The organism is Tannerella sp. (assembly GCF_052170195.1).
Classification (GTDB): domain Bacteria; phylum Bacteroidota; class Bacteroidia; order Bacteroidales; family Tannerellaceae; genus Tannerella.
This window is the reverse complement of the sequence record NZ_JBQNAZ010000001.1, coordinates 1-25900: the sequence shown is the minus strand read 5'-3', so window position 1 is coordinate 25900 and position 25900 is coordinate 1. Positions and strand designations below refer to the sequence as shown.

The 25900-nt window shown below is 48.9% G+C and carries 21 protein-coding genes; 7 read left to right on the top strand and 14 right to left on the bottom strand.

Annotation, left to right across the window (positions count from 1 at the left end):
- Positions 1–38: 38 nt before the first annotated feature.
- The 5 genes from ACTTKA_RS00105 to ACTTKA_RS00085 form a co-directional block, all read right to left on the bottom strand.
- Entirely contained in the window at positions 39–608 is a 570-nt protein-coding gene (locus tag ACTTKA_RS00105; protein ID WP_442723506.1) for a hypothetical protein, read from the bottom strand.
- Between the two features lie 125 nt (positions 609–733).
- A complete protein-coding gene (locus ACTTKA_RS00100) occupies positions 734–1489 on the bottom strand; it encodes a hypothetical protein (protein WP_442723505.1) in 756 nt (251 codons plus the stop codon).
- Between the two features lie 60 nt (positions 1490–1549).
- A complete protein-coding gene (locus tag ACTTKA_RS00095) occupies positions 1550–2092 on the bottom strand; it encodes a LemA family protein (RefSeq protein WP_442723504.1) in 543 nt (180 codons plus the stop codon).
- Positions 2093–2157: 65 nt separating this feature from the next.
- Positions 2158–2349, bottom strand: a complete 192-nt coding sequence (locus ACTTKA_RS00090) for a hypothetical protein (protein WP_442713221.1) — start codon at positions 2347–2349, stop codon at positions 2158–2160.
- A 37-nt stretch (positions 2350–2386) separates the two neighbouring features.
- Complete coding sequence (locus tag ACTTKA_RS00085) at positions 2387–3703, bottom strand: TMEM43 family protein (protein ID WP_442723503.1); 1317 nt, start codon at positions 3701–3703, stop codon at positions 2387–2389.
- 402 nt (positions 3704–4105) lie between these two features.
- Between ACTTKA_RS00085 and ACTTKA_RS00080 the strand changes: the two genes are divergently transcribed.
- Both ACTTKA_RS00080 and ACTTKA_RS00075 read left to right on the top strand, forming a co-directional pair.
- The gene (locus ACTTKA_RS00080; protein WP_442713223.1) at positions 4106–4750 is read left to right on the top strand and encodes a response regulator transcription factor; all 645 of its coding nucleotides are present in this window, start codon (positions 4106–4108) and stop codon (positions 4748–4750) included.
- Between the two features lie 105 nt (positions 4751–4855).
- Positions 4856–6802, top strand: a complete 1947-nt coding sequence (locus tag ACTTKA_RS00075) for a tetratricopeptide repeat-containing sensor histidine kinase (RefSeq protein ID WP_442723502.1) — start codon at positions 4856–4858, stop codon at positions 6800–6802.
- Here ACTTKA_RS00075 and cbiD read toward each other — a convergent pair.
- The 5 genes from cbiD to ACTTKA_RS00050 are packed head-to-tail and all read right to left on the bottom strand — an operon-like array spanning position 6790 to position 13636.
- The gene (gene cbiD, locus ACTTKA_RS00070; protein WP_442723501.1) at positions 6790–8598 is read right to left on the bottom strand and encodes a cobalt-precorrin-5B (C(1))-methyltransferase CbiD; all 1809 of its coding nucleotides are present in this window, start codon (positions 8596–8598) and stop codon (positions 6790–6792) included. The two genes, ACTTKA_RS00075 and cbiD, sit on opposite strands and share 13 nt — an antisense overlap.
- Positions 8595–10415: a precorrin-4 C(11)-methyltransferase gene (gene cobM, locus ACTTKA_RS00065; RefSeq protein WP_442723500.1), complete on the bottom strand. Its 1821-nt coding sequence runs from the start codon at positions 10413–10415 to the stop codon at positions 8595–8597. The genes cbiD and cobM overlap by 4 nt, the downstream gene beginning before the upstream one ends.
- A complete protein-coding gene (cbiE, locus tag ACTTKA_RS00060; protein ID WP_442723499.1) occupies positions 10412–11593 on the bottom strand; it encodes a precorrin-6y C5,15-methyltransferase (decarboxylating) subunit CbiE in 1182 nt (393 codons plus the stop codon). The genes cobM and cbiE overlap by 4 nt, the downstream gene beginning before the upstream one ends.
- Positions 11594–11607: 14 nt before the next feature.
- Positions 11608–13026 (bottom strand): precorrin-3B C(17)-methyltransferase, encoded by a 1419-nt coding sequence (gene cobJ, locus ACTTKA_RS00055; RefSeq protein ID WP_442723498.1) that lies wholly within the window; start codon positions 13024–13026, stop codon positions 11608–11610.
- A gap of 34 nt (positions 13027–13060) precedes the next feature.
- Complete coding sequence (locus tag ACTTKA_RS00050; protein WP_046825347.1) at positions 13061–13636, bottom strand: cob(I)yrinic acid a,c-diamide adenosyltransferase; 576 nt, start codon at positions 13634–13636, stop codon at positions 13061–13063.
- Positions 13637–13902: 266 nt separating this feature from the next.
- On the opposite strand from ACTTKA_RS00050, the gene ACTTKA_RS00045 reads away from it, so the two are divergent.
- Positions 13903–15492 (top strand): sulfatase family protein, encoded by a 1590-nt coding sequence (locus ACTTKA_RS00045; protein ID WP_442723497.1) that lies wholly within the window; start codon positions 13903–13905, stop codon positions 15490–15492.
- 26 nt (positions 15493–15518) lie between these two features.
- Entirely contained in the window at positions 15519–16952 is a 1434-nt protein-coding gene (locus ACTTKA_RS00040; protein ID WP_442723496.1) for a DUF4832 domain-containing protein, read from the top strand.
- Positions 16953–17041: 89 nt separating this feature from the next.
- On the opposite strand, the gene ACTTKA_RS00035 is transcribed toward ACTTKA_RS00040, so the two are convergent.
- The 4 genes from ACTTKA_RS00035 to ACTTKA_RS00020 all read right to left on the bottom strand — a co-directional run bounded on the left by ACTTKA_RS00035 (position 17042) and on the right by ACTTKA_RS00020 (position 20365).
- The gene (locus ACTTKA_RS00035; RefSeq protein ID WP_442723495.1) at positions 17042–17755 is read right to left on the bottom strand and encodes a precorrin-2 C(20)-methyltransferase; all 714 of its coding nucleotides are present in this window, start codon (positions 17753–17755) and stop codon (positions 17042–17044) included.
- Between the two features lie 6 nt (positions 17756–17761).
- Positions 17762–18646 (bottom strand): restriction endonuclease, encoded by an 885-nt coding sequence (locus ACTTKA_RS00030; RefSeq protein ID WP_442723494.1) that lies wholly within the window; start codon positions 18644–18646, stop codon positions 17762–17764.
- A 491-nt stretch (positions 18647–19137) separates the two neighbouring features.
- Complete coding sequence (locus tag ACTTKA_RS00025) at positions 19138–19473, bottom strand: YtxH domain-containing protein (protein ID WP_442713233.1); 336 nt, start codon at positions 19471–19473, stop codon at positions 19138–19140.
- Positions 19474–19603: 130 nt separating this feature from the next.
- Complete coding sequence (locus ACTTKA_RS00020) at positions 19604–20365, bottom strand: YaaA family protein (RefSeq protein WP_442723493.1); 762 nt, start codon at positions 20363–20365, stop codon at positions 19604–19606.
- Positions 20366–20532: 167 nt separating this feature from the next.
- On the opposite strand from ACTTKA_RS00020, the gene ACTTKA_RS00015 reads away from it, so the two are divergent.
- The 3 genes from ACTTKA_RS00015 to ACTTKA_RS00005 all read left to right on the top strand — a co-directional run bounded on the left by ACTTKA_RS00015 (position 20533) and on the right by ACTTKA_RS00005 (position 25703).
- Positions 20533–20829 carry a hypothetical protein gene (locus ACTTKA_RS00015; RefSeq protein WP_442723492.1) on the top strand — a complete coding sequence of 99 codons (297 nt, stop codon included), beginning with the start codon at positions 20533–20535 and terminating at the stop codon, positions 20827–20829.
- Positions 20830–20912: 83 nt separating this feature from the next.
- Positions 20913–24029, top strand: a complete 3117-nt coding sequence (locus ACTTKA_RS00010) for a SusC/RagA family TonB-linked outer membrane protein (protein ID WP_442723587.1) — start codon at positions 20913–20915, stop codon at positions 24027–24029.
- 39 nt (positions 24030–24068) lie between these two features.
- A complete protein-coding gene (locus ACTTKA_RS00005; RefSeq protein WP_371327246.1) occupies positions 24069–25703 on the top strand; it encodes a RagB/SusD family nutrient uptake outer membrane protein in 1635 nt (544 codons plus the stop codon).
- Positions 25704–25900 lie beyond the last annotated feature (197 nt).

The following is a 25900-nucleotide window of genomic DNA, read 5'->3' as shown; positions in this document are numbered from 1 at the left end:
TCATCTCTTTAACTTTTAAACATTTATAATTAATCCATCTATTCACTTTCGTTAATTTTCACGTCATTCACTTTCATATAGTCGATCAGGAAGCTGTCGGCATGTTTTACGAGCATCACATCGGTATGACTCGACGCGTAACCGAAGTCAATGAAGACGTGGAATTTCAGATCACCCTGCGGTGTGATGCGTATATCTTTGAGCTTTTCCGTATCGCCATTCCCGACACCGAAATAGTTATAATCGTCTTCTTTGATCGGATAGATGCCGTTCCACTTCTGCCGGTAACGTTTGATGGCCGCCTGAAGTTCCTCGTCGCTTCCTTCGAAGAATCCGCTGTACAGTTCGATAGCTTCGCCCCAGAACTCGTTCATACGTTCGGTTGTAAATTCTGTATCGAAATCGGGGAAACAATACCCGCTTCCGTCTCGGCACGTAAAGAGATGGGTAAGCCACTGCAAGGCAGCTTGTTCCATTTCGGTTATCGAAGCGGTTTCTATCGTTTCCATGATTCTGTTTTTTTCGGGCGCGGCGATGTCGCCTGCCCGGCTTTGTTCGCAACATGCCTGGATGCCGGCGGCAAACATCAGCAAAAGTAATGTTCTCATTTTCGTTTCTTCTCTTAATTATTTATCATAATGGCCGGACGGCCGCAAATCGGAGAGAAAAGGCCTCTCTCCTGCCTGCCCCGGCCGTTACAGTTCACTTTTCGATTCCGGCGGGAAGTGGAATCTCAGTCTCCCATATAGCCCAGCCCCTGTACGACGGGATTGAGATAATACATATCTTCGTCCGTCAGGCGCAACCATCCGACGAGTCCGAAAGCCGTACGCACGAGGTAATGCTTCGGAAGTTCCTCCGCGAGCGGTTCCGTATTTTCGGACAGCAGAACTTCCACCTCGTAGCCGACGGGCAAATTCGCCACGACCACGCCTCGGGTACGATCGCTGTATAGTGTCACCGGTTTTCGGAGCTTACCTTTGATACCGGCATACAGATAGGGCTGTGGCGTTTCCGTCAGATGTCCCGCAGTATACGTGTATTTACGTCGTTCGTTGATCATTTTGTTCGTATGCCCGGCCATGTAGATAATACCCGATGCATGAATGCATAGTTCGTCAGCCAACTCGTCCAAAAGTGTCCGACCGCTCTCTTCTACGATGCGAAACGCCGGGTCAGCACTCATACCAGGAGTGTAGAGGATATAGATAGGCGACGTCATCGAAGCGTTTTGATACGTGCCAACTAACACATAATCCGTTGTGTTCTCCGCATCGTAACACGGGTGATCGGTGGGCAGTGTCTCACAACGTTTGCGGACTACGGTAAACGTACTCTTGTCGTACCCGAAACGTGCCTGCGAATATTCGCCTTCGACATTGGCATCGATCCATGTCAGTTGAGTAAACGCCTTCTCGGCTGTTTCTTGTGCCCACAAGGCGAGGGCTGCCAGTGTCGACAATGCGACCGTTAAAATTATTCGTTTCATCTCTATTCGCTGTTTTTGGTATGTTGATCACAAGGACCGATATGCCCCAGAGTCGTTTCATCATACCTGTGGAAAATCCTGTTTCTTCATATCGTCTCTCAAATATTCATAAATACGGATGCCAAACATTCCTGCCACAAAATTATTGGGTATCTGACGTACAAAACGGTTGAATCGTGTCACCGAATCATTATATACCATCCGGCTAAGTCGTACGTTTTCTTCAAACTCTCGCATCGTACTCATGGTTTCGATATACACATGATCAGCCTTGAGCGTGGGATATTGTTCACTCACCACACGGATATCTCCGACGAGACGACCGAGCAAGTTCTCCTGCTCCTCGATGTCGCGCACCGAAACCCCGGTATCCAAATCTCGACGCATCCCGATCACATCGGTTAAGGTTTGGTATTCATGCTCGGCATACTGCTTGACCATGCGCGTCAAGGCGGTAACCAAATCCCAGCGGCTCGATAACTGCACACCGATTTGGCTCAACGCATTCGTACATAATTCCTCCCGGTGCACCAACCCTCGCTGTACTGCAATGACCCATAACGTTACAAAGCCTATAATTCCGCCTATGATAATTAGTCCCATCTCTCCTTTTATTTATATGATTTTATTTTTCATTCTTCTCTTCCTTGCTGCTGATCAGTGACTACTCACTCAATATATATCCGTCTGTTTTCCGACATCGGACTGTCGTCCGAGATTGTGTTCTGCCACTCATCTTTGATCTTCATCTTTTTCTTGCCGGCACGCCTGCCGATGCCGCTGAGATAACTCAGAACAGCATCGCGGGCACGTGCACCACAAAAGATTTCAATTTCAACGTCGTTTACAAAAACTTTCATATCTTTTCCTTGCTAAAAGACTTTTTCTTACATCATACTATCTCGTTGCGGTAGGTGGTGGCGGAGGAGTACCATTTAATACATTATCCTGAGCTTTCTTTTTCGCACGGCTTTTCAGGAAAATTATTCCACCGACAGCCACGACAAGCAACGCGATACCGATAACCGGGCGGAAAACAAGCCATGCTATCCCTATCACAAGCAACGACCATACGAAACCTAATACTCCGCATACGATCCCGATTCCCACATCGGCAATATTCGCCAAAAACGGTAATACCTTCAACAAGGTTGTCACGATACTGAACATCGCCTTAAGACCGCCCACCACGAGCAACAGCCCGACGAGGCGCAGAATCCAAGTCATCATCGTGTTTTCGTCGTGCGCATGCTGAAACATATTTTCAGCACTGATTATTCCCATCTCGATGCGTGAGAACGACTCGCCGTTCTTCGCTATGTAATCTTCGAATGTCGATCCGTTTACTTTGGCGATTAACGACACATCGGCAGGTACCACTTTATCGATCGTCACGCGCACATCGCCCACGCGGGGATTACTCGGCGACTTGCCGAAATACACGACGTTATCCTTGACGTGGACCAATTCCGTGCTGTCTCCTATACCCGGCAACGAACTCCGTGTACGATTCCCCTCGCGCTCCGGGCCTTCTTTCTTTTTACTTTCGGCCGATTCATTGAAGTCAATCCCGAGTGACTTGCGTATTTCATTGTTCCATTCGATGATCTGCGCTTCCGTCATGTTCACTTGAGCCGGTTTCATACCGCTTATTCCACTCTTGAGAAAGTCGGGCAGCACATACCCGCCGAAGGTCACAGTAGGAGCCACCTGATTTTGGTTTTCCACGTTCGTCAGCACAAAGTTTTCTCCCCGAAATTCCGGATCTTCAAAGTCGGACGATTTAACGGGAGATTCAACCCATTTGGCCTCGTACGTATAGGTGGTAACCGTTTCCTGACCACCTCCTATTTTGTCCCGCTTCTCGGTCTTCGTTTCCTCTACCCATTGATAGTATTCTACCGTACGTTTCAATTTGATGGCCTGTTCGCGAACACCAAAGATACCATCCGAAAGTGTATCTTTCGTATCGGCAAAGGCAGAGGCGTGAATAAGTTTTCCGTTGATCGAAGGATCGACCGACGAAACGTCGTCGACGTGTACCGCTACGGATTGAGCTTCCTTAATTGCTTTAGCCGTTTTGACTGCGCGGCCTTCATTCCACCAAAGTAGACATGTGCCGGCAACAAACATTACCAAACCACCCACAATTCCCTTTAATGAGCCGGACAGACGCTGCCCGTAGCCCGTAGTTGTTGTTTTTGTATAAGCCATAATCTTTGTTATTTAAGTATTTATAGTCATATCTTAAAAAAGTTTCTCAAACACTTGTTTCTGATGTTTCGCCAACAGCTGCCCCTCTCTTCTTCCCATGGACGATAGTTAGAAGAGTCCTTCCAGTTTTCACACAGTTCCAGCAACATCTCGTTATACCGCTGCAAACGTTTAGCCCGCATTACAAGCCTCTTCCTGTCTACTTCTTTTAAAGCCATCTATTCTCTTTAACTAAATCCGACACAAAAGTACGAAAGTATACTTCAGAAATCAATGAGTAAATTACTCAATTCCGCATGAGTAAATTACTCATTTTTTCAGCAAAAAAACAATCTTTTCCCTAAGATGAGACCTTGGAAATATGCAAAAAAACGTGTATATTTGTAGTCTGAATAGAAAGTCATGCAAGTCAAAATCATTACTGTGGATGATCATCCGCTCATCCGGTCCGGTATTCGGCTGACGCTTCTTTCCCGTAAAGAGGCGTATGAGCTCGTAGGTGAAGCGAGTTCGGGGAAAGAACTGCTTTCGTTGCTCCGGAAAGGGATTAAGCCTGATGTTGTACTGCTGGATGTCATCATGCCGGAGATGTCTGGTATCGAAGTGGTTAAAATTCTACGTCGCGAATATCCTGAGATTGCGATCCTGATGCTTTCGTCAGAATCGAATCAGAAAACGATACTCGAATTGATGAAGATCGGTATCGACGGATATATCAGTAAAAACTACACGAACTACGAACTCTTTCAAGCGATCAATAATGTAAAAGACGGATTCGAATATTTCGGACGCGACATTGCGAAAATCATTTATGAGATACGTGTGTCGAAAAACAAACTATCAGACGGTATATTCACCCAACGAGAACTCGAAATCATCGACTTGTGTGGCAAAGGATTCTCAACGAAAGAAATAGCCGAGCAACTATTTCTGAGTGCGCGCACAATCAGTAATCATAAACAGCATATCTTTTCGAAAATGGGGATCAACAATAAATACGAAATGATAAAATATGCGATGGAGAAAGGTTTGATTGCCTTTCATTAAGTTTTTTGCCAGTAAGTAAGAATACTAATGAAGCGGGATAATTATAAAAGGATATCAAAGATATTTTATTCTTTCAGATTTATTACCTCCTGTCAAATTATCATCGTGATATGGCTCGGTTGTTTCGGTTGCACACAAAACGAATCGGTCAGAGAGTATTGGGAAGCGCTCGAAACACGGAAAGACTCGCTGGAGAACGCACTTAAAACACGCCATTTGGACCATCCCGACTCCTTGGCACAAACCCTTGCCGGACTGCGACGAGCCGGCGACAGTACGGCTGTAGCCATGGCCTACTATACCTCGGCACAGGCACTCCAGCACCAACAAGAGTACACGTCGGCCATCGCGAATTACCGCCATGGGATTAAAGTTTCGGAGCATACGGGAGATACGGCGTTACATATTAATATCCTCCATAACGTGGGGACGTGTTACCGACGCATGGGCGCTATGTTCGAAGCTTCGGATCAACTCTATACAGCTCTCAATATGGCTGAACAATACTCGCTCCGCAACACGGACAAAGGCAAAGAATTGCGTTCGCATATTTACAATAACCTCGGAAACATATACAAATATCTGAACAACGGAGAGGAAGCAGAAGTATTTTTCCGTCGTGCTCTGGCGTTGGACAAAGAGTTGGGCAACATTCTCGGAATGGCTAAAAACTACTCGACTATCGGCAACATTTACGAACACCGCAACATGTTCGACTCGGCTTACGTGATGTATCACAAAGCGCTCGAATACGATATACAGGCCGGATCGCAGTTGGGTATAGGTATCTGCCACAACCGACTCGGACAGCTTATGATGCACTACGACAGCATCGACGCGGCACTTGCCCATCATCAAAAAGCTTATGAACTGCTTAACGACGGTCAGTACGACACGTGGAATCGTCTGAAAGCAAGTCTATCGATGGCATGGATTTATCTACTCAAACACGATCTGCCCAAGGCTTATACTTTACTCGAAGAGACAGAACAGGAAGCGCTGAGAGTACGTTCGTTCGGGCATCTGGAAGAGGTGTATTACTGTCTGACCGAGTATTACCGACAGCAAGGGAACTACAGAAAAGCGTTTGAACAGCAAGCCTTATGCCTCCAATACCGCGACAGCATCTCCAAACAACGCAACGAGCAGGAAGTAGCTCAAAACAGCATCCGATACGAGCGAAGGAAAAGCGAAGTCGAGATCAATCGCTTGAACCTACAGCACGAGAAGGTGAAAGCCAACCGCCGCGTAATTATTATCTCGTCCGTTATCGTTGCCTCCATTCTCATTGTACTGCTTGTCTTGTCGTACTTCTTTATCAGGCTGCAACGCCGTCGTAACCGCGAACTTTACGAAATGAATGCGACGAAAGACAAGTTCTTCTCCATCATCTCGCACGACCTTAAAAACCCGGCTGTTGCTCAGCGTAATGCCTTACAGGGACTTGTCAGCAACGGCCATCTGCTCGACGAAAACTCACTTGCTGAGTATTACGAGATGCTCCTGAAGTCGGCCGACTCGCAGGTCGAGCTGCTCTATAACCTGCTCGACTGGGCACGTGTACAAACCGGACGTCTTCCGTACAAACCTTCCGTATTCGAGTTGGGGACGACATTGAAAAGTGAAATCGAACTATTACAAATCGCGTATACAAACAAAGATATTACACTGACAACAGATTTTACTGAAGCATGTCTCGCTAACGGCGACCGCAACATGATTGCCACCGTCTTCCGCAATCTGCTCTCCAACGCCATTAAGTTTACAAACCAAGGAGGGAAAATAGAGATTCGCCTTACAAAGAAAGATCATGAGATACATGTCTCGGTGAAAGACAACGGTGTCGGTATCTCTTCCGATAAAATTTCTCATCTTTTCAAACTCGACCGTGAACAATCTACTCCGGGCACATGGGGTGAGACAGGAAGCGGCCTTGGACTGATGGTCTGCAAGAGCTTCGTCGAACGAAACGGCGGAACGCTTACCGTCGACAGTGTCGAAGGTCAGGGAGCCACCTTCAGCTTCACGGTACGGTCAGCTCATGAAGGATGAGAAGATTCCAACCGGTATGGAATGTTCCCATCCTCGTCAATCAACAGAATGGTAAGATGACTCTCAGGCAACAAAGGCATGCAATGATGAAGACACAGTCGCAGAAGGGCAGGGAAAAGACGGTCTTTGTCGGAAACGGAAAGCCGTGTCCATAGTTCGCGCGCAAGGGTCATTTCACGAATCATGTCAGACGCCTGTGGCGTACATCCCGACTCTCCGGCAACCTGCTCCAGAAAATCTTTGTTCATCACCGTCTTTTTACTGTGCGTATCAAGGAAACCTTCTGCCAGCTTAACGGCCTTCCCGATCATGATCCCCATCGTTATATTCGGAATACGCAGATCAGCCGCGATTTTCAGCGTCTCGCCGATAAAGTTTCCATAATGTACAAATGCCTGATCAGGCAGCTCGGGATATTCTTTTTTAATAAACCGCTCGCTCTTCCCCCCCGAATTGATGACTAACCGATCGGGACTGAGTGCACGACAAACCTCTATTTCGCGACGGATCGCCTCAACAAAAGCCTCCGACGAAAAAGGCATCACCACGCCCGATGTTCCGATAATTGAAATCCCGCCGACAACTCCGAGCTTCGGATTAAACGTCCGTGCGGCAAGCGCTTCGCCACCGGGCACGGAGACCGTTACATCGAGACCTCCGTCATATAACGAAGATAACTCATGAATGATCATCTGTCGCGGAATACGGTTGATGGCCGGCCCGCCCACTTCAAGTCCAAGGCCGGGAAGCGTTACTTTCCCCACGCCTTCGCCCTGTAAAAAGCGGATGCCCGGCTCTTTGCCTAACGCTACCGTCACGCAGATTTTGCAGCCGTTCGTCACATCAGGGTCATCGCCCGAATCTTTCACCACAGTTGCCGTTGCCGCATCTTTTTCGATCAACGTTTCGGATACAGGCAACGTCATCTCTTCGTCGTCGGGCAGCGTAAACGTGACGTTTTTCTGTGGCGATCCCGTGAGTAATGCGAGGAGTGCCGCTTTCGCGGCAGCCGTTGCACACGACCCGGTCGTATATCCGCTACGCAACGAAAAAAATCCCGGGACGAAACGCTCGATCTGTTTGCGCAACCCGAAATATCCCGTTACCACAATAAAAGTGGATGGCAATACCGGGCGTTTGACGGCGTAAATCGGAATATTCATTTTCTTCGCTGCCGCAAGCTTCTCCGAAAAGCCGCCTGATTCCCCGCTCTCTTTTGTCAGGACAGCTTGAGGCTTCACCCGACAAAGCAGTGCTTCTTCCTCTCCCGGACGATAAAATACGATATTTTTTCTGGCCACTCCCTGTCGTTCGGCAAGCTCAAGCGAACTTTGCTGATCCAACACACGAAAGACGCAATGATATTTCTGCCAGTAAGCTTTCAGTTTCGTAATGGTTTGTACTCCCGTCAACGCCAACAGGAAAGTAATTCCATCGTCTTCGAGCTTTCGCACGGCATCGGCATAACTGTCACACCACACGACTTCGCTGTTACGCGGCGGATAAATCCGTTCATAACGTACCACCGGCAAGGATAGACGAGAGGCTACCTCCGCAACCGTCTGATGCAACAATTCGGCAAAAGGATGAGCGGCATCGACGATAAGCCGTATGCCTTTCTCACGACAGAACGACGTCATCGTGTCGATATCCATCGCTCCGGTGAGACGTATACCATTCTTGCAATCAATCTTTTGATTTGCTTCTTTTGTCGAATAGTAATACGGCTGTCCCGTCTCATCGACCGTAGATACAGCTTTCCGTCCTTCGGTCGTACCGCCCAGTATCAGAATCATGGTCGGAAGATATGCTTAAAATCGGACGAATAGAGATGTGACAATCCGCTACGGTTATCTATCGCCTCGCCGACAACGAGCAGCGTTGTGAGCGTAAGGTGATTTTCTTTTACGATTCGCGCAAGATCTTTGAGTTGTCCGCGGTAAATCCGCTCGTCTTTCCATGTCAGTTTATAACAGGCAGCAACAGGCGTTTCAGGTGGATACGCACGGAGCAGTTCGGCCTGCACCTCATCGACGATGGCCGCACTGAGGTAGATGCACATGGTGCTTTGCGACTGGGCAAGGAGGTGCAGCTTTTCTTTTTCGGGCATAGGTGTACGTCCCTGACCGCGCGTCAGAATAATCGTCTGTACCTTCTCGGGAATCGTGAACTGCGACTGCAAGGCCGCAGCGGCAGCCTGAAACGACGAAATGCCCGGTGTGATATGATAACGCATTACGTAACGGTCGAAGAAAGCCATCTGCTCCTGAATAGCGCCATAGATACATGGGTCGCCTGTATGCAGACGCACGACGAAAAGCCCCCGGTCGTAAAATTCCTTCATCAGGGCAAACTGTTCCTCAAGGGTCATATCGGCCGAGCTGCGTACCGTCGCGCCGGGTTTGGCATAGAGCGTCAGTTCGCGGGGTACCAGGCTGCCCGCGTACAAAATCAGATCGGCCCTTTCGAGCATACGTTTGCCACGTACCGAGATCAGCTCGGGATCTCCGGGGCCTGCTCCTACGATTTCGATAAAACCGCCACGCAAATTGTCCGCATCCATCGCAACGGCAAACGTGAAATCGCTCTCCGCATTCAGTATTCCTTTCTGTTTCTCCAAGACAAGGGTAGTTCCCTTCGCCGCTTTCTGTGACACAGCTTCCGAGACACCATAGACACCCGTCGTTTCAAACACTTTCTGCGAGGGGTTCGGCACTTCGGTATCCTGCAAATCAACAGCATCATAGATATGTGTCTCCGCCTTCCACGCCTCCGCCAGCGCGGCAAACAGCGGTTCGTCTTTCTTCAGCGTGATCGTCGACACGGAACGAATCGCAAGCGGAGAAAGTCCATGTTCTTCCATCACCTTCTCCATATAGGCCGCTACTCCATCGGGACGACTGTTCCTGCGACATCCCATCCCTACATGGAGCACACGCGGACGGAAATAAAGTACCGGTGTCTCGGCGTTATAAATAAACGGGCTGACCGCAATAATCAGCTCGTACTCCTGCGGACGTATATCATGATAGGTGTAGAAAACATCAACATGCTCCGGCAGCGTGCGCTCCAGATACTCCGTGCCGCGGTCTTTGATCTCGAGCAACAAAGCCGTGCGCCGTCCACCTACGAAAAGCGCGATCATACGGTTCATCTCAGCCGGCGACGCCGCCGTTCTCCATCCGTAAGTACGGCCAAGCGTATCGAGTGCCCAGAGATCAGCTCTATCGCTTTGCGTCGTGATCACGGCCTCGCCTCCCGTGATCGCTGCGATACGCCGCGTCCAGTCGTTGGCGCCGCCGATATGTCCCGACAACACGGATACGACGAAACGGCCTGCACTGTCGGTACAGACCACGGCCGGATCGGTATATTTATTTTTCAGGCATGTCGCAATACTGCGGACACAAATACCCAGCGCACCGATAAACACAAACGCGCCGAAGTCATGGAAACGATCGGACATGAACCGGTTATAAGAGGAGATATTCTCACATCCTTCCAACGTATGCGTGGTATAAACGGCGGAGGATGCTCCTAACTCGCGCCGGATCGTCTGAGCCAACGGAAGCCCGGCCTCCGAAACAAGGATAATAGCTACATTTTCTTTCATTCTGCTTTGATTATTTCTATGGGACTATGCGCATCAACCGTCATACAGACCGTTTCTTTCACGTTGCGGCCGATGGCGCGGATTCCTTCTTTAAACATTTCGCGACTGGCAGCGCTCACGGAGTTGAAAACGATGGGACAGCCCGGCGGCAGGCACGCATTAATTTTTCTCAAGATATCGACAAGTCGCCCTCCATGACCTCCGATAAAGACAGCGTCGGGAGTAGGATATTCATGCAATTCAACCTCCATAAAGTCACCGGTGACAGCCGTAATACCCGGCGTACCGAACTTACGACAGTTATCAGACAGTATCCCAACTCCTTCGGGACGTTTCTCGAAAGCCGTAATACGGAGGTGAGGAAATTGCAGTTTGGCCTCGACCGATACCGAACCCGTACAAAACCCGATGTCCCAGAACGAGCTGCGATGACGCAGGTCGAGCATGCTCAATGTCAGCAACCGGACGGGCATCTTGGTAATCATATTTACCCGACCGTCGAGCAGAAAAAATGCCTTTTCCGACACGCCAAACGGACGCGAACGAACAGCCGTGCGCGACAGGATCAAACAGTTGGGAGCAGCAAACGTATCGTGTACGACATCGGCCGGTTGCATCATACGGACACGTTCGTCGGCTTCGTTACCCAGCCGCTCGCCGATGGCCATGCGGTAATTGTCATAACCGTATTCGAGCATCCGCGCGGCAATGACCGGAGGCGTCTTCTCACGGTCGGTCAGCACGCCGATTAGCGGACGCCCTTCAATAAGTGCAGCGTCGAAATCATCCCACGGACGACCGGTCAACGACACGACCGACATCTCATTATACGGCATCTCTAACCGGTGTGCCAGCATCTGGAGCGAATTAAAAGAAGGAAAAGTCACTGTCTGTGCATCGGGAAATACGCGTTGCAGGGTATTGGCAAAGCCGAAAAACAGCGGATCGCCCGACGCAAAAACAACCATCTCCTGATGCTCTTCATACTGTAAGAAGACATCGTCGAGAGGTACGGTAATATCAATCCATGTCGCCTCATCGGGAAGCATCGTCCGTACGATTTCGCGATGACGTCGCCCACCCGAAAACACCCGTCCTGAAGCAATGATCCGTTCCACCTCGGCAGGAAAGCGCAGTCGGCGCTCGTCACTGATTCCGATCACATAAAATTTACGCATCGCACTCATTCTTTTCACACGTCGCGGCCGGGACGGAGCTGCTCGGCATCGTTAAAACAAAGCACTGCATTGACAAGCGTTGCCGCAACGTTGCTGCCTCCCTTTCTTCCTTCAATGATAATTTTCGGGATTCCGGCAAACGGCTTGACCATCTGCTTGCTTTCACAGACATGTACAAACCCTACCGGTGCGGCAACGATGCCGCACGGATGCGCCTTGTGCTTACGTATCAGCGAGCATAGCTCCATCAGTGCCGTCGGAGCATTGCCGAAGACAAACAGCGCGTCAGGATGCTCCTCTACAGCCAGACGTATGCCCGCCTGTGTACGGGTGATATGCTTATCGGCAGCAAGCGTCGCGGTACGTTCATCGTTCAAATAACACTTCACCTCGATGCCGAGACGCTGCAAAGCGCCTTTCCGGATGCCCGACGCCACCATCGTCACGTCTGTGACAATGGTTTTCACATGCCCCGAACTCAAGGTCTCATACAGTCTTGCGACAGCCCCCTCATCCATCCACAGGACACGCTCCATATCGAAATCGGCCGTCGTATGAATGGCATGCAGCAAAGCCCATTTGCGATCTAACGCAATATCTTTCCGTTTTAATTCTCCTTCGATGGTGCGGAAACTTTCCATCATAATCTCTTGACCGATACCGACACCTTCCTCACGCTCTTCTTCACGGTAATAACCGCGCGGCGTAATGAATGTCCCATCACTGACGAACGACTGCGAGTTGCCGATAAGCACGACGGTAAACATATCCGTCTGCTCCGGATCAAAGGCCTGCAAGGTGGTAACGACCACCTCTTCGCCGTCGCGTCCGGCCTGACGTACGAACCCGACAGGTGTCTGTGGTGAACGACTTTGCAGAAATAATTCTTTCAGACGATAGAGTTGCCAGTAACGTCCCTCACTTTTAGGATTATAGACAGCCGTAACGAAATCGGCCTCTGCCGCCGCAACGATACGCCGTTCAATCAACGCCCAGGGCGTCATCAGGTCGGACAGCGAAACGACACAAAAGTCATGTCCTACAGGCGAGCCGAGCAGCGCGGCCGCCTTTTGGAAAGCGCTCACGCCGGGTATCACTTCGACAATCACCGCGCTACGTCGCTGATGCTTCATTTCGAGTACTAACGGTGCCATACCGTAAATGCCTGCATCGCCGGAACTGATGACACAAACGGTTTTGCCTTCTTCGGCAAGATCAAACGCCTTCTCTGCACGTTCTTTCTCACGTTTCATGCCGCTGTCCACACACGGAACCCCTTCCGACAAATACGGCTTGATATATTGAAAATAGCCATGATAGCCAACAACGACATCGCAACGACGAAGCGCATCGAGCGCCGCCGACGTTATATCACCGGCCGAGCCCGGCCCGATACCGATCACGATGATGCGAGAATGATTCTTTATTTCCATTATTTGTTTTGTAATTCGTAATTTGTAATATTCTTTATTGTTCAGCGCTTTTCCGCTTATACTTAAAGGCCTGCCAGCGCTCTTCGCCGCGTCCGCATGTATGCAATTCATAACGTGCCATTACAAAAAACAGGTCAGACAGCCGGTTGACAAAAGCCATCACCAAAGGAGGTAATGCGTCGGCTTTATGAAGCGTACAAAGACGACGTTCGGCACGTCGGGCAGCCGTACGCGCCAGATGACATAAGGAAGCCACCTCCGTACCGCCCGGCAGGATAAAGAAACTGTTTTCACCCATCGCTTCCGTCATCCGGTCAATCTGCTCTTCACACAACGTGACCATCGTGTCGGGCAGGACGTTCGGATTCTGATCCCGTATCGCCGAGGGGGTCGCTACATGCGACATGACAACCATCAATATTCGCTGCACCTCATAGAGTGTCGCCTGCCATTCATGCGCTTCCGGTAACCGTGTGCGTAACATCCCAATCCACACATTCAGTTCGTCAAGACAGCCGTTCGCTTCGATGCGGATATCATCCTTATCTACCCGCTGACCGCCGTGAATTCCTGTACGTCCTTTGTCGCCTCCCTTCGTATAAATTTTCATTGGTTCTATCTTTTCTTCAAATGAAATTCAGGACAAAGATACACGCTATTTTGTCACCGGACAAAAACGAAATGATCCCCCCCAACAACACGCAACGAAAAAAAACCTATCACGCGACGCCTTTCGGTTTCCATATCATTGTTCAAGAAACAGAGGCTTGTGAAAATAGCCTTTTCGACAAAAAGCCACAAAACTTTTGACATTCAGGCATAGCGTAAAACCACAAAAAAGTGCGTATATTTGCCCCACAAACATTATATAATACAATGAAACAGATTCGATATAATACGGTATTCTTTTCCCTCACGAGCGCGGCCATGGGCGTGTCGCTGATTGCATGTAAGGATAAAAAAAGTGAAAACACAATAAACGAGAAGCCCATGAATATTCTCTATATCATGTGCGACGACCATTCCTATCAGACCATCAGTGCGTACGACCGCCGTTTTATCGAGACGCCGAACATCGACCGGATTGCGACCGAAGGCGTGCGTTTCACCAACAGCTTTGTGGCCAACTCGCTGAGCGGACCGAGCCGGGCCTGTCTGCTAACAGGCAAGCACAGCCATAAAAACGGCTTCACAGACAATACGAAGACGTTTGACGGAAGCCAGCAGACTTTCCCCAAGTTGCTGCAGCAGGCAGGATACGAGACGGCCGTCGTAGGTAAATGGCATCTCAGCTCCGAGCCTTCGGGATTCGATTATTGGAATATTCTGACCGGACAGGGAGATTACTACAATCCTTTCTTTATCGATAATGGTGAAAAGCGGCAAATTGAAGGATATGCCACCAATATCACGACCGATCTGGCCATCGACTGGCTCGACCAGAAAAGAGACAAGAACAAACCGTTCTGCCTGCTTCTGCATCACAAGGCGCCACACCGCACCTGGATGCCCGATACGTGCGATCTCGACTGGAAAGAAGACTCCGTATTCCCGCTTCCCGAAACATTCTACGACAAATATGAAGGACGAAAAGCAGCCGAACTGCAAGAGATGAGCATCATCGAAGATATGGACCTCGTCTATGACTTGAAACTGGCCGACAAAGAAAACGAAATCCACTCCCAACCCAGTCTCGAAAAGGCCGGACGCGCAATGTATGAGCGGATGACACCTGCCCAGAAAGCTGCATGGGACAAGCATTACGACCCGATCATCCGGAAATTCAAAGACGATAAACTGACCGGCAAAGCCTTGGCAGAATGGAAATATCAACAATACATGAAAGATTATCTGCGGGTGATTCGTTCGATCGACCGGAACGTCGGTCGTGTCCTCGATTATCTGGAAAAAAACGACTTGCTCGATCGTACGATTATCGTCTATACCTCCGATCAGGGATTCTACATGGGCGAACACGGTTGGTTCGACAAGCGTTTTATGTACGAAGAGTCGTTCCGCACTCCCATGCTCGTACGCTATCCCGGAGGCATCAAAGGAGATATTCCGGAGATGGTGCAGAACATCGACCATGCGGCCACGTTCCTCGAATTGGCGGGCGTTTCCGTTCCGAACGATATTCAGGGCGATTCGTACCTGCCGCTCCTCAAGGGAGAACATCCCGACAATTGGCGTACCTCGCTTTATTATCACTTCTACGAATATCCGGCCGAGCATGCCGTAAGACGACATTTTGGAGTGCGGACAGAGCGTTACAAACTGATTCGTTTCTATAACGACATCGACTGCTGGGAACTGTACGACCTGCAAAACGATCCGACAGAGATGCATAACCTCTACGGACAAGAAGGCACCGAAGAAATAACAAAGCAATTGAAAGAAGAACTTCTGCGTCTGCAAGTCAAATACGACGACCCGATACGCGAGTCGGTGACAGAAGTGAAGTAAAAGAAACAACACGAATTTACCCGTAAATGAGAGAATTTTCTTTTTCATTTATCATAACCATATTCGTCTGCCTTTATGGGAGCAGCTGCGGGAGGAACGATAAGCCGGATATACGGGAGCCTCCCGCTCCGCCCGATATGCCCGTGCAGACGGTAAACTACGTCACCGTCGACGATCTGTTTCCCAATCCCGAACGAGGCTTTTATAAGTATTCGCTTGGCCGGGATCAACTCAGAGAAGAGTGGCTGCACAAGTTCAGAAAAGACAACATCACCTTGATGTTTCGCTTCTACTACTTCAAAGACTTCAAAAATAAGCCGCTCGACCAAGCGACTCTGACGCAGATAAAGAACGACATGGCCATTTTCCGTAAGGCCGGCTTTAAAACGATTCTGCGCTTCGGCTATTCCAATGCGGCCAAAGAACCTGACGCTCCGCTGGCCATCATCCTCCGCCATCTTGATCAGCTAAGACCGGTGCTGCACGAGAACAAAGACGTGATCGCCGTGATGCATGCCGGCTTTATCGGCTCGTGGGGCGAATGGTATTACTCGACAAACAAGCTCAATAATGATGTTTCACGGAAAAAAGTGCTCGACAAGATACTGGAAGTATTGCCGCCCGATCGTTTCGTACAGGTACGGCGACCTTCGTACAAACGCATGTACGTAGGCATCCAATCTCCGATCTCTGTCCAAGAAGCGTTCGGCACGAAAGCCGTTGCACGCATCGGGCATCATAACGATTGCTTTCTGGCAAGCATCAACGACATCGGTACGTACGTCATCGACATTACGGAAGAGAAGAAATACATGCATGCCGACGCGTTGTATGCGCCCGTCGGAGGAGAAACCTGCCCGCCCGAAGGCATCGATCCGGCCGATTGCGCCAAAGCACAGTCGGAGATGCGTTACCTGCGCTGGTCTTTTCTGAATCAGGACTATTATCACGGGGTAAACGATCAATGGATTACGCAGGGTTGCATGGATCATATCGTCCGCGACATGGGATATCGTTTCACGTTGCAGAAAGGGACATATTCGGCCGAACATGCTCCCGGCAGCGAGCTTTCCGCTCTCATCACGCTACGAAATGTGGGATACGCTCCGCCTTTTAATCCACGGAAAGCTGAGCTGATTCTCCGATCGACAGATGGGAAGCGAACCTATACGGCTGCTCTGCCCGACGACCCAAGGAGGTGGCAGCCTGATCAAATAACGGAGCTGAAAGCCAACGTGGCTTTGCCTCCCGATATCCCCGAAGGAAGTTACAAGCTATACCTCTTCCTGCCCGATCCGGAACCGGCCTTGCACGACCGCCCCGAATATGCCATCCGGCTGGCTAACCGTGATTGCTGGGAGGAAACGACCGGCTACAACGATCTGCATGTCAAAATCAAGGTGGATGCTTCTGCGAAACGCCCTCCAAGTCGCTCGAAAATAACATTTACGCGCAAATAGGCGTTTGTTTTCAGTCGTTTGCCGTATGGTGGATCATGAAACGACTGTATGATCTCCGACTGTTCTTCAAAGCCTGATCCGGTGAGGCTTTAATCCTCGGTCCGTATAAGCAGCAACGAAAAGTAAGGGAAACGTCGGGTAAGAATTTCTCCGCGACGACAAGTATAAAACTGCTTCGAAGCAATACCGGTGTTTTCAAAATAATGGAATATCACATTGTCGGGTGCAACTTTCAACGTTTCCTTGACCAACGACTCGAATCGCGAAGCCTTCATCAACACAAGCGTACGCCCTTCACCGATCCGCGTTATCAACTCTTCTGCTGAGGTAAGGTACGTGATGACGGTCGTCTCCTCGTCCTGTTCCGAGATGCGGATATTTTCCGAAGCCGCGCAGGCGATAAATGCCGGCACACCGGCAATACGTTCGACCGATATCCCCTGAGCCGTCAATATATCACTGACATAAGCAGACGACGAATAGAATCCGGCATCGCCCTCGGCCGTCAGAACAATCTTATACCCTGCCCTGTATTTCTCCGCGATCATACGTGCCACATCCGCATAATCGTCCGTAGCATAACGACGGTTCTCGTTCATCGCAACCGGGAAAAGGCAGATCCCCGAAGACGAAATCCCCAGTTCAGCAAGAATTTCCTGTGCACGCGAGAGCATCGTACCGTCAGACCTAACCGTTGCCGGACAGAAGATATAATCGGCTTCCCTCAGGCTGTTCAGCCCTTTGAGCGTAATCAATTCAGAATCTCCCGGCCCCAGGGAGACAATCGTAATAGAATGTGACATAGAATTCTATTCCCCTTCAAAAAAATCCTCGTCAACAATCTTTACTTCATAGCTCTCCTTAATTTGCACTCCGACATTATATTGATGCATTAAATCAACAAGCTTTGCGCCATTGACCAATATTATCGTATGATGTGCATCATGCGCTTTCTTTATGGCTCCTTGATCAAAATCCGTTGTAGTAACAAAAACTCCTTTTGTTGTATCACCACTCATTGCCCCAATAAAATTTCGAATATCTTTCTCTCGAACTTTATTGTCACCATATCTTTTAGCTTGTATATAAATTTTGTCAAGTCCTAACTGGTCTTCATTAATAATCCCGTCAATGCCGCCATCATTCGATTTTGAAGTTTCTATGAAATCTCCATATCCCATTTTCTTCAGAAGGATTAATATGACTTTTTCAAAATAATATGGGTCAATTTGTTTCAACCTTTCAAGCAGATCATTCTTTACTTGCATTTCGATCTCACCAAACCCTCTATCAATTAAATCTTGTGGAGAGGCATTCCTAATTTCTGTATGGTCTACAAAAGACGAAATTCTATCTTCCACATAGAAATCTATTGTATCAGAACTTTCACTGCCTTTTTCCAAAGATTCTCTATTGCCAAGAACTTTTCTCCCTCGTTCGGTAATTTGAACCATTCCTCTTTCGGGACATTGAATATACTTCCCTTGTTTTAGATAGGATTTACCCCAAGCAATTCGGTTTGAAATCAAATTTGCTCCGCTTTTCGTTTTCTGGTCTAAAAGCTCTTGAGGCAAGTCTTTATAATATTTTTCAATAACCTGCCTCAACATTTCTCTATGAGAAAAAACTTCTCCGCTACTTAAAACATCAAGTATCGGAATACATGTTTGATGAAATTTCGGCAATTCCTTCATAGTTGTTTTGTTAATCTTACATTCGACTTGCAAATATAACGATGTTCATCTATCTAATCAAGTACCACATGGAGACTTTTTCTCAGCTCCACCTTTAGCATATCACTATAGAATTGCAATAACAGCGGCAGTAATCAAACAAGTTTCGAACGTATAACAAATTTACAATTCCGAGATTGAGAAAAGCCTTGTATTCTTTTTTCAAGGTTATTGTTATTGTCCAAAATCTTTTGGTAGCAATGTCAAAGTATGTCCCGTTAGGTGGTTTGATGGTTATTCTATACGAACACCTATACTACGGTAAGTTGCAATATCCTGTTTTTATAAACATTTTACTATCGATTGCTACTGTACATTATAATTAGAAATTTTAGGTCCATAATATGTATTAAAACATAGAAGAGGGTGTGCATTTTGACACACCCTCTTCACATTAAACCTTTTTTTACCGCATTTGCATATACCCAATCAGGTACGATAACAAACACTTCTTACTTCTCGTTCTGAAGTTTGGCCGCTTCTTTTTTCAGTTCTTCGAGCTTTTTCTCCAGCACTTCAATCGCCTCATCGGCTTTGTAGCTGGAGTGAGAGAACAACGTTTCAATATTTTCTTCCAATGAACCTTTAAGCTCTTTCACCTTTGCTTTAAGGCTTTTGCTGAAATCCTCCACACTGTGTTTGATATTATCGGAGGTATCGTCAAACGATTTTTTTATTTTCTTACGTGTTTTCGTTCCTTCATCCGGAGCAAAAAGAATACCCATTCCTGCTCCCAGCATAGCGCCTACTAAAAATGATACGACTGTTTTTCCTGCATTATTACACATAGCTTTTAAAATTTTGAAATTAATACTCCTACAAATATATCATTTTATTTTTTGTTTCTACCCACTCAGACCATTGTTTAGGCATATTTAATTCTTTTTAATTGTATTATCCCGATCGCTTTCACGCACTTTATCGGACAAACACCCACTCATCCTCTTTCGAGAGGTCGGGATAAAAGAAATAGCCCTCGCTGTCGAACGCCTGAACGTCTTGATGCTTCGTAAGTCTGTTCTTGATGATGAACCGCGCCATCAGTCCGCGCGCCTTTTTGGCATGCACGACAACCTGCCGGAAGCCGTTTGTTTCGTGTTGCAAAAAACGGATGTCGATGATTCTTGTGCCCTGCGGAAGCTTGTTCTTACGAACCACCTTTCCATATTCCTGCGAGGCCACATTGATGATGACACGTTCGTCGTGCGCTAACTTCGACGCGAGGTATGCATTAAGCGTATCGCCCCAGAAATCGTACAGACTTTTATATCCTTCGGGAACGATTTTTCGCTGAAATTCGAGTCGGTAAGGACGTATCGCGTCCATCGGACGGATGATGCCGTACAGTCCCGAGAGGATGTTCAGATGCTGCTGGGCAAAGGTAAAATCATCCGCCGAGAAGTCATGCGCATTAAGTCCCTTGTAGGCAATACCGTTATAGGCCAAAGCAGCGGCGCGGCGGGGCGCAACGGGCAGGTCGAACGTCTGAAAATAGCCGAACACGTCGTGCGCCATCTGCGGATTGATATTCATCGACGCGGCGATCTCGTCGACTGACATTTCGCGACAGACCGCCACCAGTTCGGCCGTCTTATCGGTAAAAAGCGGGTCGATAGCCTTGACCGAATCGTCGGCACCGTCAAAATCCATTAATTTGGCAGGAGATAAAACAATTTGCATATATCATCATTTAGAGAAGTTCCTATTCTTTTTGAGGCAAAGATAAAGAGTATGAATACAAAAAGCAACTTTTTGATTACCGCTCTATATCTATCGGAGACCGGACAGCTTGTCCGCAAGCCGGACAGCTTATTTTTTCTCTCATCTGTTTTTATAATTAAAAAACGATGCGTAAGTTTGTGGCGGAATCGGAAACCTCTCTTACCCAAGACGACGATATGCTGTGCCGAAAGGTAGGGGGTAAATCCGAACTCCGACACATGAATATCAGGAATACCATGAAGAAGAACCCCGATATACCGGTTCGGACAGCCCGAGAGCGCACACCCGACACAGAGAGGCCTGTCGTTTGGCAGAAACGGCCCGAACGGAAAGCGTCTGTCTTTTTCCCGAAATACGGTCTATACAAACATTACGATATAAAAGATTCAACAAACAATCATTTTAAAGCAGTAAAAGTATGAGAAAAACGAATGGAACAAGGATCAGAATCCTTTTATTCTCTTCCATGTTATTTCTCGGCGGCAATTTGTCGGCAGAAGTAACAATGTATGGAAGTAATCCGGAGTTTACAAACGCAGCTCAGCAGCAGAGCGTCCGAAAAGTGACCGGAACGATCAAAGACGAGCTTGGAGAAGGCATGGTCGGTGTGAATATCCTTCTCAAGGGTACCAACACGGGAACGACGTCGGACTATGACGGAAACTTCTCGATCGAAGTACCGCCGAATGCCGTACTGGAGATTTCGTATATCGGGTTTCTATCGCAGTCCGTACCTGTCGGAGACCGGACTCAACTCGACATCGTACTCGTCGAAGATACGAAGATGTTGAATGAGGTCGTCGTTCTGGGTTACGGAACGAACGCGCGGAAGCAGGACCTGTCTGCCTCAGTGGGGATTATCAGCAACACCGAAAAGCTGGTCACGCGCCCGGTCACATCGACTGAAAGCATGTTGCAGGGACAACTGGCCGGTGTCACGATTACGGCGAACGGAGGAGATCCGACCTCAAGCCCGCATATTGTGATTCGCGGACAAGGGTCGCAGAATGGCGACCGTGTGCTTTGGGTCGTAGACGGTGTGCCCGGTGCTCCTGTCGCTTCGATGAGCGACATCGAATCGATTGTGGTACTGAAGGACGCCGCTTCGGCGGCTATTTACGGAGCGCAGTCGGGCGCCGGTGGAGTCGTGCTGGTCACGACGAAGAAAGCGAAGAAAGGCAAACCGAGCATCTCGTACGAGGGTATCTTGGGAATACGCCAAGCCACGAACCTGCCGCAGTCGCTTACGGCCGAAGAGCAGATTCGGATGAGACAAACGTCATACACCCAGGCCAAACTGTCGATCCCGACCGGGTGGGATACCGCCAAAAACCCGTGGGTCGGTACGACACGTACCGACTGGATGGACGAGATTTTCCGCACCGCTTCGTATCAACGGCACAACATCTCGCTGAATGTCGGGACGGACGATTTCACGAATCGCATTTCATTCTCTTCGAATGTCGACAACGGTGTGTTACTGAACACCTACAACAACTCGGTCGGACTGCGTTACAACGGAACGTATAAACTGAATAAATGGGTTTCGATCAGCGAAGACTTCGTATGGAAAAATTCTTCGAGCCGGGGAACCAACACCTCGAGCGCTTATTCCGGAGTCATCCTTTCGGCCATTTATATGCCTCGAAGCGCCACAGTCTATAATCCCCTCACCGGTTCGTTCGGGGGTACTACGACGGAAGACCCCGAATACATCGCCAAATACGGTTCGAGTTATCCGGACATTCACGGCGACGTCATCAATCCGGTGCGCTCGCTGATCGCCGAGACGAATTACAACAAGACGAGCGACGTATGGACGACAACGGCACTCGACATCACCAACATCGTCGAAGGATTAAAATTCACCAGCCGTTTTACGTATAATGTAGAAAACAACTTATACAAGAATTTCACTCCCCGCCGGAAAGAAGTCGGCAAACCGAGCAACACGAATACACTTTCGGAAAGCACCTATCGCACCGATGCGTGGAAAACGGAAAATACGCTGACGTACGATAACACCTTCGGCGAGCATACCGTAAGCGGCCTGCTTTCGACCACGGCCGATCATTACGAAAATAGAAGGCTCGAAGTAGAAGGAAGGACGTTTGCCAACGAATCGAAGCCCCTGCAATATCTGGCTTATGCCGAGACCATCACCGCAGGCGATAAGCTGGAAGGGCCGGATGCCAACGTCTCACTGATCTCACGTCTGGCCTATTCGTTCAACGACCGGTATTTTGTCACCGGTTCGTGGCGTCGCGACTATGCCGGCCGTCTGCCGAAAGAAAACAATTACGGCGATTTTCCGGCTTTCACGGCTGCGTGGAAAATCTCGAACGAAAAATTCTTCCCGAAGAGCGACCGGTTCAACCTGCTCAAACTCCGCGCTTCGTGGGGAAGGGTCGGAAATTTGGGATCGATCGGCTACAATTATAAAGCCGCCATTCTATCGAAAAAGGAAAATCCGTCGAACGAGGGCGGGCAGTACGGAACAACCGTCGGAGGAGCATGGGGCACGGCCATTTATAAAGGAGATGCTTTGAACCGACACCTTACGTGGGAGACCTCGGAACAGACAGACTTCGGTATGGATATCGACCTGTTCAACGAACGTTTGTCGTTGGCTGTCGATTACTTCAGCAAACGCACGTATAACCTGATTCAGAAACAGACGATGAACTGGCCGCAAACCATCGGTCTGAATCCCATGCTCGTGAATCAGGGAGAGGTGCGTAACCGGGGTTTTGAGATACAGGCTTCATGGAACGACCGCATCGGGAAGGATTTTTCGTATTTCATTTCAGGCAACTTCGCATACTTGAAGAATTGGGTTTCGGACATCGGCGTTAAAAACGCCGACGGCACGCCCGGCGTATGGACCGGAGAAGGCAGTTTCAGAAATGTGCCTTATATGTATCAGACGGCCGAAGGAGAACCGTTGGACTCGTATTATGTGATTAAGACAGACGGTATTTTTCAGAGCGATGCCGAAGCCGCAGCGTATGTCGATAAAAACGGCAAACGTATTCAGCCGAATGCCGTGGCCGGCGATTTGAAATTCGTCGATGCCAACGGCGACGGGGTGATCAACGACAAAGACCGCCAATACTGCGGTAATGCGATGCCTGAAACGACGTTTGCCCTTTCGATGGGATGCTCGTACAAAAAACTTTCGGTCAGCGCCATGTTGCAAGGCGTCGGCGGAGCACAATCGTTGTACATGGCCAAATACATGTTGTTGGGCGATGTGGAAGGGAACTTTAACCGCCAGAACACCATCCTCGACGCATGGAGTCCGAACAACACGTCGTCGAAGATTCCCCGCCTCTCGAAAGCCGACCCGAACGGTAATTTCACGACTCCTTCGGACTGGTATCTCGAAGACGCCTCTTACCTGCGAATTAAAAACGTGACCGTAGCCTACGATCTGACCGATATGTTACGCAAATCCTGCTTTGCCGACCGATCGAACAGCCGGCTCTCCCTCTATCTCAGCGGTGAGAATTTATACACTTTCACCCGATATTCGGGTATGGACCCGGAAACCGGAGGATACGACGCGTTGAAATACCCGCTTTCGCGTGTGCTGTCTTTGGGTATACAACTTACATATTAATCTATTGTATTCATCAAAATAAAGAAGAAGAACATGAAACTGAAAAAATATCGATTTGCATTGATCCTGCCGTTCCTTATGTTAGGCGCGTGCAGTGATTTTTTAGACGTTCAGCCCGAAGGAAGCGTGACCGACGAGCAGTATTTTACGAACGATCAACAAGCCATCGACGCCATTACCGCGCTCTACATACCGATTCACTGGGAAGAGACCTTCGGGCGTGATTTGTTCTGGGAGCAGGGAGCCGCCTGCGATATCGTATGGGGGCGCACACGAGGCTATAACACGCTCGCCACATTGGCTTATACGGGTGACGAAGGCCCGCTGCGCTGGAACTTTGAAGCATTCTATACGATCATTTCCCGCTCCAACTGGGTTGTTCAGAAGCTGCTGAACAAACAGCAGAAAGTAGCCCTGACAGCCATCGAAACGCGCAGCCTGGGAGAGGCTTACTTTATGCGAGGCATGGGACATTTTTACATGGCTTATCGTTACGGTACCGACAAGCAGGGCGTTCCGTTCGTGCGCTACGAAGACTTCCCGGAAGGATATGATCAATCCATCCCCACGCAACAGCCGTCGGTGATCGACAATTATAAGTATATCATCGACGATATGGATCAGGCGATCAAGTACCTGCCGAGGTTCGAAGCCTACGGCGAAGAAGACAGAGGACGTGCGCATCAGGCCGCGGCCGTCGCTTACAAAGCGAAGGTGTACGCCTATTGGGCTACGTGGGATCAAACGCAGTGGAACAACGTGATCAGCATGGTCAATCTCCTCGAAAAAGATTACGGGCGCAATCTGGCCAAAACATTCGCCGAAGTCTTCTCGTCCGATTTCGCCGACTTCTGGAACGCCGAATACCTCTGGTCGATTCCTTCGACCGGCGGAGCCAAGGGGGGCGGAAGCGAATTTCCCGGGGTCGTGCTCGAAAACAAAGGATGGGGTAAATACAACGGTTGGGGACAGAACAAACCCTCGTACGACATCTACGAGTTGATGCTCAAAGACGGCCCCGGAAACGACCGTCTCGTACGTTCCATCCTCGAATACAATCAGGAATTTGAGTTCTGGGGTGAAAAACGCCGGTTCTTCTCCACCTCCGATATCGAATCGGGGTTCATGATCAACAAATACATGGACCCGTTCAAACACGCCAATCCTGTCGAGAACGGCTACGTCTGTTCGAATGGCGACTGGCCTACGGTACGCGTGAACTTCCCGATCATACGTTTTGCCGAAATGCTCCTCTTCCGTGCCGAAGCGTATCTGATGACAAACCGGGCGGAAGAAGCAAAAGCAGACCTTAACCGTATCCGTGTACGTTCCAAACTGACGCCTCTTGCCGCTACGCCAACCATGGCCGAGCTGTATCACGAGCGACGCTGCGAACTGGCTTTCGAATTTACAGACCATCTCTATGATCTGAAACGGTGGCAACGTTCGCCCAACGCCGTAATAAAAGAACTGGCCGTGAAAGAGCTGAACTCCCGTCCACGCATCCGAAAATACGCCGACCGCGCCAATCCGAAATCGACTTTCGAAGTGACGTATTACTCCGATTATGCCAATAAAGGCAGCTATAAGGAACACATGATCGTATTTCCTTATCCTTCGGAGCAGATCACCAAATCGAACGGAAAATTGAAACAGAACGAAGGATATAAGTAAACGAAAAGGAACACGGACATCCTGTAAAGACGGAAGAGGGTGTGTCAAAACGCAATGTTTGGGCACACCCTCTTTAGGTGTGTAAGCTACGGCGGATCAAACAACTTTTCCCTTTCCCTGTCATTCGGAGCGAAGCGATGAATCTTTCCGTTACTTTTGGCTTGACCCAAAAGTAACCAAAAGGTCAAGGCTTCGTG